The sequence below is a fragment of the Mucilaginibacter gynuensis genome, assembly GCF_039541195.1.
Classification (GTDB): domain Bacteria; phylum Bacteroidota; class Bacteroidia; order Sphingobacteriales; family Sphingobacteriaceae; genus Mucilaginibacter; species Mucilaginibacter gynuensis.
In genome coordinates this window covers 608,414-624,307 of sequence record NZ_BAABFT010000002.1, presented here as the reverse complement: position 1 = coordinate 624,307, position 15,894 = coordinate 608,414, and the positions used below count along the sequence as shown (strand labels likewise).

Annotated in this window: 13 protein-coding genes; 11 read left to right on the top strand and 2 right to left on the bottom strand. The window is 45.0% G+C overall.

All coding sequences use genetic code 11. The features are described 5' to 3' along the window. Positions 1-14: 14 nt before the first annotated feature. The 11 genes from guaB to ABD894_RS05845 all read left to right on the top strand — a co-directional run bounded on the left by guaB (position 15) and on the right by ABD894_RS05845 (position 13,246). The gene (guaB, locus tag ABD894_RS05895; RefSeq protein WP_345210065.1) at positions 15-1,484 is read left to right on the top strand and encodes an IMP dehydrogenase; all 1,470 of its coding nucleotides are present in this window, start codon (positions 15-17) and stop codon (positions 1,482-1,484) included. A gap of 77 nt (positions 1,485-1,561) precedes the next feature. Then, positions 1,562-2,146 carry an LOG family protein gene (locus ABD894_RS05890; RefSeq protein WP_345210064.1) on the top strand — a complete coding sequence of 195 codons (585 nt, stop codon included), beginning with the start codon at positions 1,562-1,564 and terminating at the stop codon, positions 2,144-2,146. A 207-nt stretch (positions 2,147-2,353) separates the two neighbouring features. Continuing rightward, positions 2,354-3,499 (top strand): glycoside hydrolase family 183 protein, encoded by a 1,146-nt coding sequence (locus ABD894_RS05885; protein WP_345210063.1) that lies wholly within the window; start codon positions 2,354-2,356, stop codon positions 3,497-3,499. A 6-nt stretch (positions 3,500-3,505) separates the two neighbouring features. Further along, positions 3,506-4,030 (top strand): hypothetical protein, encoded by a 525-nt coding sequence (locus ABD894_RS05880; protein WP_345210062.1) that lies wholly within the window; start codon positions 3,506-3,508, stop codon positions 4,028-4,030. Positions 4,031-4,137: 107 nt separating this feature from the next. Then, positions 4,138-5,094, top strand: a complete 957-nt coding sequence (gene trxB, locus ABD894_RS05875) for a thioredoxin-disulfide reductase (protein ID WP_345210061.1) — start codon at positions 4,138-4,140, stop codon at positions 5,092-5,094. A gap of 176 nt (positions 5,095-5,270) precedes the next feature. Further along, positions 5,271-7,577 carry a family 20 glycosylhydrolase gene (locus ABD894_RS05870; protein ID WP_345210060.1) on the top strand — a complete coding sequence of 769 codons (2,307 nt, stop codon included), beginning with the start codon at positions 5,271-5,273 and terminating at the stop codon, positions 7,575-7,577. A gap of 13 nt (positions 7,578-7,590) precedes the next feature. Next, positions 7,591-8,367, top strand: coding sequence for a hypothetical protein (locus tag ABD894_RS05865; RefSeq protein WP_345210059.1), 777 nt, complete (start codon positions 7,591-7,593; stop codon positions 8,365-8,367). A gap of 226 nt (positions 8,368-8,593) precedes the next feature. Continuing rightward, entirely contained in the window at positions 8,594-10,654 is a 2,061-nt protein-coding gene (locus tag ABD894_RS05860; RefSeq protein WP_345210058.1) for a BatA domain-containing protein, read from the top strand. Positions 10,655-10,665: 11 nt separating this feature from the next. After that, the gene (locus ABD894_RS05855; protein WP_345210057.1) at positions 10,666-11,931 is read left to right on the top strand and encodes a dihydroorotase; all 1,266 of its coding nucleotides are present in this window, start codon (positions 10,666-10,668) and stop codon (positions 11,929-11,931) included. Continuing rightward, positions 11,928-12,596: a hypothetical protein gene (locus tag ABD894_RS05850; RefSeq protein ID WP_345210056.1), complete on the top strand. Its 669-nt coding sequence runs from the start codon at positions 11,928-11,930 to the stop codon at positions 12,594-12,596. Before ABD894_RS05855 ends, ABD894_RS05850 begins: the two co-directional genes overlap by 4 nt. A gap of 17 nt (positions 12,597-12,613) precedes the next feature. Continuing rightward, positions 12,614-13,246, top strand: a complete 633-nt coding sequence (locus ABD894_RS05845) for a DUF4199 domain-containing protein (protein WP_345210055.1) — start codon at positions 12,614-12,616, stop codon at positions 13,244-13,246. Positions 13,247-13,336: 90 nt separating this feature from the next. Here the strand turns inward: ABD894_RS05845 and rseP are convergent, their stop codons facing one another. Then, on the bottom strand, positions 13,337-14,662 hold the full coding sequence (gene rseP, locus ABD894_RS05840) for an RIP metalloprotease RseP (protein ID WP_345210054.1): 1,326 nt from the start codon (positions 14,660-14,662) through the stop codon (positions 13,337-13,339). After that, complete coding sequence (locus ABD894_RS05835) at positions 14,663-15,874, bottom strand: 1-deoxy-D-xylulose-5-phosphate reductoisomerase (protein ID WP_345210053.1); 1,212 nt, start codon at positions 15,872-15,874, stop codon at positions 14,663-14,665. Positions 15,875-15,894 lie beyond the last annotated feature (20 nt).

The following is a 15,894-nucleotide window of genomic DNA, read 5'->3' as shown; positions in this document are numbered from 1 at the left end:
TAAAATTGTTTGCTATGCACCCTGATACCTCTAAATTTGTTGCCGAAGGATTAACCTACGACGACGTTTTACTACTCCCGGCTTATTCAGAAATTTTACCGCGCGAAGTTGATACCAGCTCGTATCTTACAAAAAAGATCAAGCTGAACATTCCTTTGGTTTCGGCAGCAATGGATACCGTTACCGAAGCGCAATTGGCAATAGCTATGGCGCAGGCGGGTGGTTTGGGTATGCTGCACAAAAACATGAGCATACAACGCCAGGCCGATGAGGTTCGCAAAGTGAAAAGATCGGAAAGCGGTATGATCCAGGATCCGGTTACGCTTAACCAGCATGGTTTACTGGCCGATGCCTTTAAAATAATGAAGGAGTATCGTATAGGTGGTATCCCGGTTATTGATGATGCCGGCAAACTGAAAGGCATTATTACCAACCGCGACCTGCGTTTTGAAAAAGACCCAACCAAACGCGTGCAGGATGTAATGACCAAAGAAAACCTGATCACCGCGCCAAAAGGTACCACTCTTACACAAGCCGAAGAAATACTTCAAAACCACAAAATTGAAAAATTACCGGTTGTTGATAACGAGAATGTGCTGATCGGTTTGATCACTTTTAAAGATATCCAGAAATTCAAAAACTTCCCTAATGCCTGTAAAGACGAGCATGGCCGTCTGCGTGTAGGTGCAGCCGTTGGTGTTACACCTGATACAATGGACAGGGTTGACGCCTTGGTTAAAGCAGGAGTTGACGTTATCGCTATCGATACCGCTCACGGCCATTCAAAAGGAGTTATTGATAAACTGAAAGAAGTAAAAGCTAAATATCCTGATTTGCAGGTGATAGCAGGTAATATAGCCACTGGCGATGCCGCCAAGGCATTAGCCGAAGCCGGTGCAGATGCTGTAAAAGTAGGTATCGGTCCGGGTTCAATTTGTACCACACGTATCATTGCCGGTGTTGGTGTACCGCAGTTATACGCGGTTTACGAGTGTGCTAAAGCCCTTGAAGGTACAGGCATCCCGGTAATTGCCGATGGTGGTATTAAACATACAGGCGATATCGCTAAGGCTATCGCGGCAGGCGCGGGTTCTATCATGGCAGGTTCGTTATTTGCAGGTGTGGAAGAGTCGCCGGGCGAAAGCATCATTTACGAAGGCCGCCGTTTTAAATCATACCGTGGCATGGGTTCTATCGAGGCGATGGAGCAAGGTTCAAAAGACCGCTACTTCCAGGATGTGGAAGATGATATTAAAAAACTGGTACCTGAAGGCATTGTAGGCCGTGTACCATTTAAAGGTACTTTGGCCGAAGTAGTTTACCAATATGTGGGCGGTTTACGCGCCAGTATGGGTTACTGCGGTTCAAAAGACATTGCTACATTACAAAAAGCGAAATTTGTGAGGATCACCGCTTCAGGTATCCGCGAGTCGCACCCGCACGATATTACGATCACTAAGGAAGCGCCGAACTATACAAGATAAGTATTAAATGCAAATAAAAAGGAAACGCCCAAAAGCGTTTCTTTTTGTTTATAGCTGAAATTTTCAATCCATATTCAATGAAATCTATTTGTGTTTTTTGCGGAGCCAATTTTAATGGCGACGAGGTGCTTTCACAGGCTATTGAGCAACTGGCCAAAAAAATGGTTGCCGGTAATATTAGCCTGGTATTTGGTGGCGGTAAAGTAGGGGTGATGGGGATGCTGGCCGATGCGGTTTTAAGCAGGGGAGGCAAAGCTATCGGGATAATGCCACAATTTTTGATTGATAAAGAAGTTGCCCACTCCGGCCTTACCGAATTGCACATTGTGAAAAGCATGCACGAACGCAAGCAACTCATGAGCGAATTAAGTGATGGCATCATCACCTTGCCCGGCGGCTTAGGCACGCTCGAAGAATACTTTGAAGCCCTTACCTGGCTGCAATTAGGCCTGCATCAAAACCCGGTTGGTTTGCTTAACATCAATGGTTTTTACGATTTGCTATTACAGCAACTGGATGTAATGGAACAGCAAAAGTTTTTAAAACCGGCCAATCGTAAATTGGTATTAAGTTCAGCTTCTATAGACGATTTGTTTGAGCAGATGGAAAACTTCAGCTCAAAGCCCGAAGAAGTTTGGTATAATAAAAACGGACTTAAGTAGAAGGTTTTATATATTGCACAGTATGATTCACCCACATGTGTTGGGATAAAAAGGATGTCATTTCGAACGAGGAACGAGGAGAAATCTTCTTCATCAAGTAAGTAGCAGACTTACAAAGCGAAGAAGATCTCTCCCTGCGGTCGAGATGACAGTGCCTTTTTCCAATACTTGTTTTTACCAACTGTATAAACCATCTCACCCAAAAAAATGAAACGAATACTGTGTATTGTTGGTGTGCTCGCTTTTGCCATCATGATGATCTGCTTTAAAAAGGATGATCTGCGGGCATTAAAAAAGCATGTGCAAAAGCAAAAGGCCAATAATTTAATAGCCGTTAACTTAAAGCGTATAGCGCGTGTAACCGGCGCTACTCTTCCCGGCGAAACATTGCCGAACCCCAATAATACTCCGGTTAAATATGATTTGGGCGGTACCGATCTGGGTATTATGTGGGATATGGGTAAAGGCCGTACCGGCATTTTCTTTGGCGATAGTTTTGGTCGAAATTGGAAGCAAACTAAAGAAGGCGGCGGTAATGGCGCTAACTGGCGCTCAAACCTGTTAGCTTTTTCTGCCGATAATAAGCTTGATGATGGTCTTACATTTTCGGGTATGGCCATGAGTACCGATGGGAAAAGTGCCAGGGAAATTGTACCCAGTGCCCATAATACCAGCGGTAACGGCGACTGGACGACCATCCCCACCGCGGCCATCCGTGTTAACGGGGCTGATTACCTGCATTACATGGCCGTAAAAAAATGGGGTGCTCCCGGTACATGGTCAACAAATTATTCAGGGCTGTACAGATCGACCGACGATGGCAAAAACTGGGCTAAAGTACCCGGTGTAACTTTTGCCGCTATCAGCAATTTCGCGCAGGCAGCTTATGGTAAAATGGATGGTTACGTTTACATGCTGGGTACCAAAGCAGGCAGGTTTGGCGATGTGTACCTTGCCCGCTTTAAAGAGCAGAACATCGCGAAGCAAAGCAATTACGAATACCATACTAAAACAGGTTGGGTAAAAGGTAACGAGGCGAAAGCTTCACCCATATTTAATGGCCCTGCCGGGGAATTATCATTGGCATATAATACTAAGTATAAACGATGGATGGTAACTTATCTGGATGAACACAGGAGAAAGATAATGTTGCGGGATGCCGTAACCATAAACGGTAAATGGAGCGATGCCAAACTACTGGTGAGCGGCGATGATTATCCCGGCCTATATGGCGCGTTCATCCATCCGCAAAAAAACGATGGCGATGAGTTGTACTTCCTGATGTCGCAATGGCAGCCTTATAATGTTTTTTTGTTTAGGGTAGATTTGCGATTGACGGAATATGTAAATTGATAGGATATGAAAAGGTTGCTGCTATCAATACTTGCTTTATTTATTTTTTGTATCACAAAGGGGCAAAATATTAAAGTAGTTAAAAATGAAACAAGCTACTCCGTTTATGTTAAGGGAGAAAATTTTGATGGGGTAATATTTAGTGAAAAGTATGCTGTAGAAAACTTATACGAATTAAAAGGTCATAAGCGCTTTACCCCATCTATAAAAGAAATATTATCAACTGAAAAGTTACTTGCTTCTGATTTAAACAGTTTTAAATATTGTCATGATTTCGTGGTTGCCAACCTAAGTAAATATACTCGCCAATACTTGGGATATATAAATTACAGGGGCGAAAAGATGATTTATATTAATGCAGCCTGGAAGCCAGATCTTTTTCATATACGTGCTAATAGAGAATCGCCTTTGAAAAAGAAGACCTGGTATAACCAAATTGTTCTTGTTGAAGATGGTGGGCACTATTTTTGGAATGCAAGCTTAAATTTGTCACAGCAAAAAATTATAACGTTTACAACAAACGGAGCGTAGCCTGATTTGTAATTACTGCGTAACCACCTAATGGCACTATACTGACTGATGTATGTTGCCTTAATCAGCAATAAAGCTTAAATTTGTATTCAAATTCAATAATACTAATGTCGCAAGAAACTGAACACGTTAAATGCCTTATCATAGGCTCGGGTCCTGCCGGGTACACAGCTGCTATTTATGCTGCACGCGCCGATCTTAAGCCCGTATTATATACCGGTATGCTTTCGGGAGGCCAGCTTACCCAAACTACCGAGGTTGAAAACTATCCCGGTTACCCGGATGGTATTTTAGGGCCCGAAATGATGCAGAACTTCGAGAAACAGGCATCACGCCTGGGTACCGATATCCGCTTTGGCTACGTAAGTTCAGTTGATTTTGCAAGCCTGCCGCATAAAGTAGTGGTTGACGAAACCAAAACCATACTGGCCGATACCGTGATCATTTCAACCGGAGCATCGGCAAAATGGCTGGGTTTGGAGTCGGAACAAAAGTATAACGGCTTTGGTGTTTCTGCCTGCGCCGTGTGCGATGGTTTCTTTTTCCGCGGACAGGATGTTGCCATAGTAGGTGCCGGTGATACCGCTGCCGAGGAAGCTACTTACCTTGCAAAACTTTGCCGTAAAGTATACATGATCGTTCGCCGCGATGAGTTCCGCGCTTCAAAGGCGATGGTACACAGGGTGTTGAATACACCGAACATCGAGGTGATCTACAATTCAGAAACTACCGAAATAGTAGGCGACGGACAAGTGGTGACCGGTGTTAAAATACTTAACAACCAAACTAACCAGGATAGGTTACTGGATGTGAACGGTTTCTTTGTGGCCATTGGTCACCACCCTAATACCGAGATCTTCCGTGGATGGATCAATATGGATGAAACAGGTTATATCATTACCAAGCCGGGTTCGTCAGAAACCAATATAGAAGGTGTGTTTGCCTGCGGCGATGCGCAGGATCATATTTACCGCCAGGCAGTAACTGCTGCCGGTTCGGGCTGTATGGCCGCCATTGACGCCGAGCGTTACCTTGCCGCTAAAGAGCACGTAGTTACCGCTTAACCGGGAGCCTTTTTATAATATTATAGTTCGTTTTAGCAAACGATTGCATAAAGCCACCTTTTTAAAGGGTGGCTTTTGTTTTTAGGGGAGTTTTTTGCCGGTAAGCTTGCATATTAAATTCAAAATCTGCTAACTTCACCCAATCATAAATTATTAAACTGATCGTTTCTATTTTGATGCATAAAAAAATCTACACCCTGCTGTGTGCTTTGGCTGCTTTTTCTGCAAGTACCGTAATGGCACAGGACACCAACCCCTACATGGGCATTATACCCGCCCCCGTATCTGTTAAAAAAGCCGTTGGCGAATTCATTTTAAGCCAGCAAACCGTAATACAAGCCGACACGCCTGATAACCGGGCCGTAGTTTTTTTTAAATCATTTTTGGCCAATAAACTGGCATACAATAAACCCGTTACTACCGGTAACGGCAGCAGCGTAAATACCATTTATCTAACATCGGCAGGTACTGATAATTTGCCCGCCGAAGGTTACCGTTTAACAATTACCCCGCAGCGTATTACCATCGCGGGTAAAGGCGCGGGCCTGTTCTACGGTATTCAATCGCTCATTCAATTATTCCCGGTTGAAAGGGCGGGAGTTGCTAAGCTCCCTGCTGTGGAAATTGAGGATTATCCGCGTTTCGGTTATCGTGGCTCGATGCTGGATGTATGCCGCCATTTCTTTTCGGTAGAATTTGTTAAAAAATATATCGATATACTGGCCGCTTACAAGATCAATACCTTCCACTGGCACTTAACCGACGACCAGGGCTGGCGCATCGAAATCAAGAAATACCCTAAGTTAACCCAGATCGCCAGTCAGCGCGCGCAAACCGTGGTTGGTAACTATCACGATCGTACTCCGCAGCAATATGATAATACCCCTTACGGTGGTTTTTACACGCAGGAGCAAATTAAGGATGTTATAAAATACGCGGCCGACAGGTATATCACCATAGTGCCCGAAATTGAAATGCCGGGCCATGCGCAGGCTGCCTTGGCCGCCTATCCGGAGTTAAGCTGCGAACCCGATAGAACATATAAAGTAGCCGAAACATGGGGCGTTTTCAATGATGTTTACTGCCCTTCAGAAAAAACTTTTGCCTTTTTGCAGGAAGTATTATCCGAAGTGATCGATCTGTTCCCGAGCAAATACATCCACATTGGTGGTGATGAAGTACCAAAGGAAGCGTGGAAGAAATCGGCATTTTGCCAAAAACTGATAAAAAGCCTGAAGCTGAAAGATGAACATGGCCTGCAAAGCTATTTTATTCAGCGTATGGAAAAGTTTGTGAACAGCAAAGGCCGTAGTATTATAGGTTGGGATGAGATATTAGAGGGCGGACTGGCACCCAACGCTACCGTAATGAGCTGGAGAGGCGAAGCAGGCGGCATCAGCGCGGCACAGCAAAACCACGACGTGATCATGACACCGGGCTCAAACGGTCTTTACCTCGACCACGCGCAGGGTAAGCTTTACCAGGAACCGGTGGGCATTGGCGGTTATTCTCCGTTAGAGAAAACCTACAGCTATAACCCAACGCCGGGCGCTTTAACTCCTGAACAACAAAAATATATTAAGGGCGTACAAGCCAACCTGTGGACGGAGTACATTGCCACCGAGGGCAAGGTAGAGTACATGGTACTACCACGCATACTGGCCCTTGCCGAGGTAGCATGGTCGCCATTGGCCAACAAGAATTTTAAAGATTTTAGCGAAGTACGTTTGCCGCAGCATTTTGCCTGGCTGGACAGGAACAACTATAATTACCGTGTGCCACCTGCAATTGGCGCGAAGGATACCATCATATTCGCGCCGCAGTTTACGGTCGATTTGAAATCGCCGGTTGCGGGCGCTAAAATTTATTATACCATAGATGATTACAGTCCGCGCGAAACAGACCTGATCTATGACCTGCCCGCTACCTATAATGTACCGGCAGATCAGTACCGCATGTTGCAAACCATGGTGGTAACGCCATCGGGAAAACGCAGTTTGGTTACTAAGGCTGTTATTTATAACCGTACACCGCTGGCTCCTGTAGCTAATTTTCAGGGTACTATTCCGGGTGTAAAATACCAGGTATATTCCGGCACCTTTGGTAATACGAGCAGGATAGAGTCGGTTTCGTTACTGGATAGCGGCGTTACCAAAACGTTTAGTCCGCTGGCATTTAAAAAAGTAACCAAAAACTTCGGTGTAGTTTATAACGGCTACATCCGTATTGATACCGATGGCGTTTACGGTTTTTCAACCCAATCAACTGACGGTTCGGTGTTATTGATAGACGACCAGCCGGTGGTTGATAATGATGGTCGCCATAATCTGTACGAACAGGGTGGGGCAGTGCCTTTGCAAAAAGGATTTCATAAGTTAACGTTACGCTATTTCAACATCGGTTCATCAAGCATACTTAAAGTATTTATGACCATACCGGGCAAGCCGAAAGGCGAAGTATCGCCCGAATCACTTTTCAACTAAGAAATTTAATAACATGAACGCAAGGTTTATATTAGGTTTATTAACGGCAGGCGTGCTGGCAGCAGGTTGCGGCAACGACGATAAAAAGCCGGTAAATAACAACGCCGTGGCTCCAAAAAAGCCAACGGTACAGGCACCATTCCGTTTTCATAAAAGGATAGAGGTAGCGCCCGGGCAAGATTTTGATGTGCTCAGCTGGGGCCGTGGGTCGTCAGATGTGGGCAGTTTCCTGATACTGCATTCTGATTCGGCAGGTATGGATTATACCACCACTACCGGTAACCTGGAGGGCAGTATTGTTGATGTGTACAACTCGGATATGGACCTCGATGGCAACCCCGAGCTACTAATACAAGGTAAGGCCAAGGATAGCACCAACTACGCCAATGTATACGCTTTTGAGTTTAACGGCGACAGGGCTAACAAGCTCGACTTTCCGAAGCTGACCAAAAAACAGCGCAAAGGCTATCGTGGTAACGATAACTTTTATATAAAAGAAGGCAAGCTGATGCGCGAGTTCCCGATATACGATGGTGAAGGGGCCGAAGCCAAGCCGAGCGGCGCTAAACGTGTGTTTGAATATGGTTTACGCAATAATAGTTTTACGGTTGATCAGTTAAGTAAAGATTCTACCGCTAAAGATGAGCCTAAACAAGCCGTTGCCAACCAGCCAAAGCAGGAAGAAAAAACGGAGAAGAAATCAGAAGTACGCAGCAGTTCGTCAAAGAAGAAGCGTTCTTCGTCGTCATCTTCAAGATCATCAAAAAAGAGACGCAGGCATAGAAATTAACAGGCGGATTCACCCTATCGACGCTTCGCCGGACATCCCTCTCTGCTTCGCAAAGAGGGATTTTTTATTTTCTTTTTCGCTTGCGCAAGGGAGTTTGATGTGACGGGAGCTTGGAATAGGAGGAGTATCGTAACAGGTTAAAAAGAAGTGTTTAACAGTTTTTTAAAGTTGCCTGCTGCAAATGAATTTTGCACATTTGTATAACATCAATACCCTATATCTATAAATGCAGTTTCTGTATCCGGCTTTTCTTTTCGCGCTTGCTTCTTTAGCCATTCCGGTGGTGATACACCTGTTCAATTTCAGGCGGTATCAAAAGGTGTATTTCAGCAATGTGCAGTTTTTAAAAGAGATCCAGGAGCAGCAGGCCTCACGCCGTAACCTGCGCGAAAGATTGATACTGGCCAGTCGTTTACTGGCGCTTACCTTTTTGGTGCTGGCATTTGCACGGCCCTTTATCCCCGGCAAAAGCACGGCCGTGGCGGGTAAGCAAAACCTGATCAGCATATTTGTAGATAATTCGTACTCCATGCAAACCCTTAACCGTGAGGGGAGCCTGCTTGACGAGGCTAAGCAAAAAGCCAAAGAAATTGTATCTGCTTATGGTATTAACGATCGTTTTCAGTTGCTTACGCAGGATTTTGAAGGCAGGCATCAGCGCTTGCTAAGTCGCGATGAGTTTAACAGCGCGGTTGATGAAGTGAAGATCAGCGCGCAAAGCCGCAATTTACAACAGATCATCAGCCGCCAGCAAGATCTGCTGGATATGCAGGGCAATACCGAAGTTTTGTCATATATCATATCTGATTTTCAAAAAAATATCGGTACAAAACCTATCCCGGCAAATAAAAATATTACCGTTAATCTGGTGCAGCTTAAAGCCAATTTATTGCCCAATGTAGCGGTTGATTCTGTTTGGCTACTGAGCGCGGTTCACCGCCCCGGCGAGGCCGAAAAAATGGTGGTAAGGCTGCATAATTATGCCGATGAACAGGCGCAAAACATTCCGCTGAAACTGATGATCAACGGGAAACAAAAGGCCTTAGGCAGTTACAGCATAAAATCACGATCGGTACAAAACGATACGCTTAGCTTTTCAGGCCTGGAGGCAGGCTGGCAGCGCGGCGAAATTGAATTGCAGGATAACCCCATTACTTTTGATAACCGTTTTTATTTCAGCTTTAACGTAAAACAGCAAATGCCCGTTTTACTGATAGATGGCGGTACGGAGAATAATTACCTGAAAGCCATTTTCGGATCGGATAAATTTTTTCAGGCTACACGGGTACCTGATGGAAACGTTAACTATGCAGGCCTTAACACTTACCCGCTGATCGTATTGAGCGATGTTAAAAGTATTTCTACCGGCCTTGCGCAGCAATTAAAAACCTATGTAGATAAAGGTGGCACACTTGCGGTATTCCCGGCTGCCGACGCGGATATGGCGAGTTACCGCTTATTATTGCAATCTGTAAACGCGGCTTACCCCGAAAAGCTGGTAAAAGCCGATGCGAAAGTATCTGCCATTAATTTACAGAATAAAGTATTCAAAAATATATTCGAGGCTATTCCTCAAAATCCTGATCTGCCGGTAGCAAAACAGTATTTTACATTAAGCACGGCCAATGCCGAAACGATAATGAAACTGGCCGATGGGCAGCCTTTTTGGGCAGGGTATAAAAGCGGTAAGGGAAATGTATATGTAGCTGCCGTGCCGCTGAACGATGACTTTAGCAACCTGCAACGCCATGCCATGTTTGTGCCCATTATGTTCCGCATTGCTTTATTGAGCGGACAGGATACGCCTTTGTTTTACAAGCTGGACAGTAACGAGGGGATAGAAACCTTGCCGCTGCAAACCACCGAAAAACAAATTGTTACGCTGGTAAAGGGTCAGCAGAAAATAATACCCGATGTAAGGCAGCAGGATGGCGGCACCGTTTTATATCTGCCCGGCCAGCTCCAGGAAACCGGCTTGTACGAACTTAAAAAGCAAGACAGTACCGCAGCTATATTGGCTTTTAACGATAATCGCAGCGAATCGGATATGAGTTACCTTTCGGCAGCCGAGCTTAAAACCTTATTGCCGCAAACAGGTACTTTGTTGCCTGCCACCAACGCGTCGTTAAAAAGCATAATTAATGACACAAATTATGGCATGCAATTATGGAAACTTTGTATAATTTTGGCATTGGTTTTTCTGGCTGCCGAAATACTGCTCATCAGGTTCTATAAAACCGACAGTGTCGCGGCAAACCGGACATCATCACCTCAAACTACTCATTAAAGCAACAGCGAATGAATTTGCTTATCAGATCTGCAAAAATTACTGACCCCAACTCTCCATTTAATCAACAAATTGCCGATATTTTAATTACAGATGGTATCATCACCCAAATAGCCGCATCTATTAATGCTGCTGATGTTGAGGTGTTTGACGCGCAAGGCAAATACGTTTCCCCCGGCTTTTTCGACCTTAACTGCAACATAGGCGAGCTTGGCCTCGAAACTAAAGAAGATATTAAAACAGGCACACAGGCCGCTGCCGCCGGTGGCTTTACAGGCTTGGCCCTGATGCCTGCAACCCAGCCGCCGGTGCATTCAAAAACCGAGGTGGAATACCTGCTTAACCGTGCGAAAAATAACCTGGTTGATGTATTTCCTTTAGGTACTATATCGCACAAGCGCGAGGGGAAAGACCTTGCCGAAATGTACGATATGTACAGCAGCGGCGCAAAAGCCTTTACCGATGCCAACCGCCCGGTGCAGGATGCCGGTTTAATGGAGCGCGCGTTGTTGTATGCCAATGGTTTTGGCGCAACCGTGTTTTCATACCCTGAAGATACCGCCATTGCAGGCAAAGCTAAAGTGAACGAGGGTGAAGTAAGCACGTTACTGGGCATGAAGGGCATTCCGCCGCTGGCCGAGCAACTGATGATAGCCCGCGACCTTTACCTTGCCGAATACACCGATTCAAAACTTCACTTCAGCACCATATCAACAGGCCGTTCGGTGAGTTTGATCCGCGAAGCAAAAAGCAAAGGACTCAATGTAACCTGCGATGTAGCCGCGCACCACCTGGTACTTACTGATGCCGCTTTAGCAGGCTTCGACAGCCAATACAAGGTAAAACCCCCGTTACGCATCCAAAGTGATGTTGACGCGCTGATAGAAGGCCTTAACGATGGTACAATTGATGCCATTGTATCGCAGCATACCCCGCACGAAATTGAGTTTAAGGATGTGGAGTTCGAGATGGCCGAGTTCGGTATCATCGGATTGCAAACCGTGCTTTCACTGGCTTTAAAAGCTGGTTTAAGTGTTGACACCATTGTGCAGAAATTGTCTGTTAATCCGCGTGGTATACTGGGTGTAGAGGTGCCTGCCATTGCCGAAGGGCAAGAGGCTAACCTGGTTGTGTTCGACAGCGAAGCGGAGTGGGAATATAATAAAGAGAACAACCAATCAAAATCATATAATTCACCGTTCATAGGGCACAGTTTAAAAGGCCGTGTGCTGTTAACCATTAATAATAATCAAACTTTTAATTTACCATCAGCATGATAGATCCAAAAATTAAAGCAGCCCTTGACGCGGCGTTAGCGGCTTTCAGTAACAACAGTGATTTTAACGCTGTTGAGCTGACGGAAGGTTTTCACGAAGTTTTTTCATCAGATGAAGACTTTTTAACCAAGGTTGACCTGTTGGATGATGTGTTTAACGAGAACCCTGAAATAGAAGGTTTGCGTGAGGTATTCTTCGATTTATTGATGATCAATTTCTTTAGCGCTGATGTAAAGAAACTGGAAGAAGATTACCTTGATACACCTGAATGGGAAGCCATTGAAGAAGAAACCATAGACCGTGGTACCGAACTGTTGAACCTGCTGCTGTACCTTAACGAGTGCGACGACGAAGGTATCGAGCCCGAACTGGATGATTACCTGAAAGAGTTTTTATTAGTTGATGAAGATGAGTTTCAGGATGAGTACCGCATTTACGAGCCGATAATTGCCAATCAGATACTGATGGAAGGCAGCTATGCCGAAATTAACGAGGTAGCGCAAGCCTTACCTGAAGAATCAGAACTTAAGGAATTATTTTACCCGGTGATGAGCTTCTTTTACAATACCGATCCAACTGAAGAGGATAAACAGGAAGTGATAGCTAACGCTGTAGATACGGAGTTTGACAGCGCGGTATATGAGATATTAACTAACTTTAAATAAACTTAAATACTATCGCAATGGATATTGAAGAAAACAAAGCAGCCGCGGATAAGGCTTTACAGCAGTCGATAAGAAAAGCGGCTATACCAAGCGGCGTGCTATTGGGCGTAATTTTGCTGGTATTAGGCATATTTTCGTTTTACTTTGTAGTAAGTATCGCGTCATCATTTTGGCTTATCGTATCGGGGCCGCTTTTGTTCGGTATTCTTGTTCCGTTAGTTATCGCGGTATTCTTCGTGCTCGATTTGCGCAAGAAAATTGGTGGTTTCTGGACATTGAAACAAGCCACATCAGGCATATTTATCCTGTTTATTGTGGGTAACATAGTAAGTACCATTGGCCGCGATTTGCTGTTTGCCAAAGTTATTGAGCCGCAAATGGTTGAAAAGATGCAAAACACCATGGTAAATGCTACTACCAAGTTTATGGAGGATCAAAACGTTGAGCAGGCCGAAATTGATAAAAAGATAGCCGAGGTAGAAAAAGGCTTTGACGCTCAAAAAGATGCCGGTGTAGCCAAATACATTCAAGGTGTGGTTATTTCCATTATCATGACGTTTGTTTTGGCACTCATATTTGCAGCCATATTTAAACGCGAGCCACCTATCACCTTGCAGTTTGACGAGGCCCCTGAGCCACAACGTTATTAATACTTAAAATACCACAAGTAGATAAATGAAAAGCGGCGCTCCCTGATCAGGAAGCGCCGCTTTTGCTTTGAATATGTTTTGTGCCTGTTCTTATTTAGGCACAATGTGTTTTAATATATCATTACCGAAGGCGAATACCATCAGGGAGATCAGCAATACAAAACCTACCAGTTGTGCACGCTCCAAAAACTTATCGCTTAATGGTTTGCCTTTTATCATCTCAATGATCAGGAACAGCGCGTGGCCGCCATCCAATGCAGGGATAGGCAAGAGGTTCATCAGCGCCAATACCATTGATAGCAGGCCTGTAAGTCCCCAGAAACGAACCCAATCCCATTCGGCACCAAATAACACGGCTATACCTATCGGGCTTGATACCGCTTTGCGAGGGTTAACATCGCCGGTGAACAGTTTGCCTAAACCTTTGGCGTTATCCTTAAACATGTTCATCGCCTTGTTGGCACCAACAGGTAACGACGAGAAAAAGCTGTAACGGATGGTTTTTTCAACCGGCAGATCATAAGTGCGCATAAAACCAAGCTGACCCAGGTTGTTCACCTGCGCGTTAAGGTTCAATACATCGTTATGGCGCTTTACGGTAAGCTGTACCTGTTTATTCTTGTTCTTGGTTAACTCGCCCTGTAACTGATCAAAAAATACAGTAGGGGTGCTATTTACAGCCAGTATACTGTCGCCTTTTAGCAAACCTGCTTTTTGCGCGTTGCTTTTTGGGGTAACCTGCTGCACGCTGAATTTGCTGCGTGGCATTACAAACTCGCTGATACCATAGTCGGATATATCGTTCAGGATGCTTTTCGGGATAGGGATATCCAGCTTTTGGTTGTCGCGTTCAACGTTTAAAACGGTGCTGTTCAATAATACTTTGGCGCTGATCACTTCATCGAAACGCTCAACCGGGGTGCCGTTGATACCGTAGATTTTATCGCCGGCCTTAATACCTATTTTAGTACCTATTTTACCCGGGGCAACACCATATTTAATAGCGCTGTTTGGGGTATAGCTTTCGCCGTACTTAACGGTCATCATCCAAAAAATGAATATACCTACAACAATGTTTACGAAGATACCACCAAGCATAACAATAAGACGCTGCCAGGCCGGTTTCGAACGAAACTCCCATGGCTGCGGCGGACCGGCCATTTGATCGGTATCCATCGATTCATCTATCATGCCGGCAATTTTAACATAACCGCCCAATGGCAGCCAGCCAATACCGTATTCAACACCTTTGTAGTTGAATTTGAACAGACTAAAATTCCAGGCATCAAAAAACAGGTAGAACTTCTCTACCTTAATACCAAAAGCACGTGCGGCCAAAAAGTGGCCCATCTCGTGCAAAATTACCAATATTGAAAGGGCGAGCAGCAACTGGCCACCCATTATTATTACATTCATTTAGTTGTTTGTATCAAATTGTAATACCTTATGCGGTATATTGTTTATAAAATTATGTGCAAATATGCGTGTTTCCCTGTCAGTATTCAAATAGTCGGTTAAGTTAGGGCGGGCTATAAAAAATACCTGCTGCATGCAGGCTTCAATAACATCGCTCATGGCTAAAAAGCCTATTTTTTTGTGCAGAAAAGCAGCTACGGCTACCTCATTGGCGGCGTTAACAATGCAGGGCATGTTACCACCTTTATGCAAAGCATCAAATACCAAAGCCAGGTTACGGAAGGTTTTGGTATCGGGCTGCTCAAAGCTTAAGTTAGGGTAGGCCGTAAAATCAAATCGTTTAAAATTGTTTTGTACACGGTTGGGGTAGGCCAGGGCATACTGTATAGGCAGCTTCATATCGGGCAGGCCCATTTGTGCTTTTATGGAGCCATCCTGAAACTGCACCAGCGAATGCACAATTGACTGCGGGTGAACGATCACCTCAATCTGATCGGCCGTTAAACCGAATAACCATTTTGCCTCTATAACTTCCAACCCTTTATTCATTAACGAAGCAGAGTCGATAGTTATTTTAGCGCCCATTACCCAGTTGGGGTGTTTCAGCGCGTCTTCGCGGGTTACATTGGCCAAAAACTCGGCATTTCTGCCACGAAAAGGGCCACCGGAGGCTGTAAGAATGATCTTTTCTATCGGGTTATTTTCTTCGCCCACCAGGCATTGAAAAATAGCCGAATGTTCAGAGTCAACCGGTAATATTTTTACGTTGTGTTGCTGTGCCAGTTCGGTAATAATATCACCGGCAACCACTAATGTTTCTTTATTTGCTAACGCGATGGTTTTACCGGCTTTTATGGCGGCAATGGTAGGCTCCAAACCCGCGAAACCAACCATAGCGGTAAGCACGATATTGATCTCGGGCAGGGTAACCAGTTCGGTAATGGCCTGGTGACCGCCGTGTACACGGATCTCGTAACCTGCAAGCGCTTCCTTAACTGCCGGGTACTGGCTTTCATCGCAAATGGCCACGTGCTGCGGCCTGAAGGCGATGGCCTGCTCAATAAGCAGGGCGGCGTTGGCGTTACCGGTAAGCAGCACCACCTTAAACAGCGAAGGGTTTTCCTTCACCACCTCCAGTGTTTGCGTGCCTATACTGCCGGTAGAACCAAGTATGGCTATGATTTTTATATCGTTGTGTGTGCTATTGTGCATATATGTTCGTTGGCCCTGTT

Coding starts and splice junctions, on each gene's coding strand:
- ABD894_RS05845 (WP_345210055.1), top strand. CDS start 12,614: ATGGATATTGAAGAAAACAAAGCAGCCGCGGATAAGGCTTTACAGCAG.
- ABD894_RS05850 (WP_345210056.1), top strand. CDS start 11,928: ATGATAGATCCAAAAATTAAAGCAGCCCTTGACGCGGCGTTAGCGGCT.
- ABD894_RS05880 (WP_345210062.1), top strand. CDS start 3,506: ATGAAAAGGTTGCTGCTATCAATACTTGCTTTATTTATTTTTTGTATC.
- ABD894_RS05835 (WP_345210053.1), bottom strand. CDS start 15,874: ATGCACAATAGCACACACAACGATATAAAAATCATAGCCATACTTGGT.
- ABD894_RS05865 (WP_345210059.1), top strand. CDS start 7,591: ATGAACGCAAGGTTTATATTAGGTTTATTAACGGCAGGCGTGCTGGCA.
- ABD894_RS05890 (WP_345210064.1), top strand. CDS start 1,562: ATGAAATCTATTTGTGTTTTTTGCGGAGCCAATTTTAATGGCGACGAG.
- ABD894_RS05870 (WP_345210060.1), top strand. CDS start 5,271: ATGCATAAAAAAATCTACACCCTGCTGTGTGCTTTGGCTGCTTTTTCT.
- ABD894_RS05860 (WP_345210058.1), top strand. CDS start 8,594: ATGCAGTTTCTGTATCCGGCTTTTCTTTTCGCGCTTGCTTCTTTAGCC.
- ABD894_RS05855 (WP_345210057.1), top strand. CDS start 10,666: ATGAATTTGCTTATCAGATCTGCAAAAATTACTGACCCCAACTCTCCA.
- ABD894_RS05885 (WP_345210063.1), top strand. CDS start 2,354: ATGAAACGAATACTGTGTATTGTTGGTGTGCTCGCTTTTGCCATCATG.
- rseP (WP_345210054.1), bottom strand. CDS start 14,662: ATGAATGTAATAATAATGGGTGGCCAGTTGCTGCTCGCCCTTTCAATA.
- guaB (WP_345210065.1), top strand. CDS start 15: ATGCACCCTGATACCTCTAAATTTGTTGCCGAAGGATTAACCTACGAC.
- trxB (WP_345210061.1), top strand. CDS start 4,138: ATGTCGCAAGAAACTGAACACGTTAAATGCCTTATCATAGGCTCGGGT.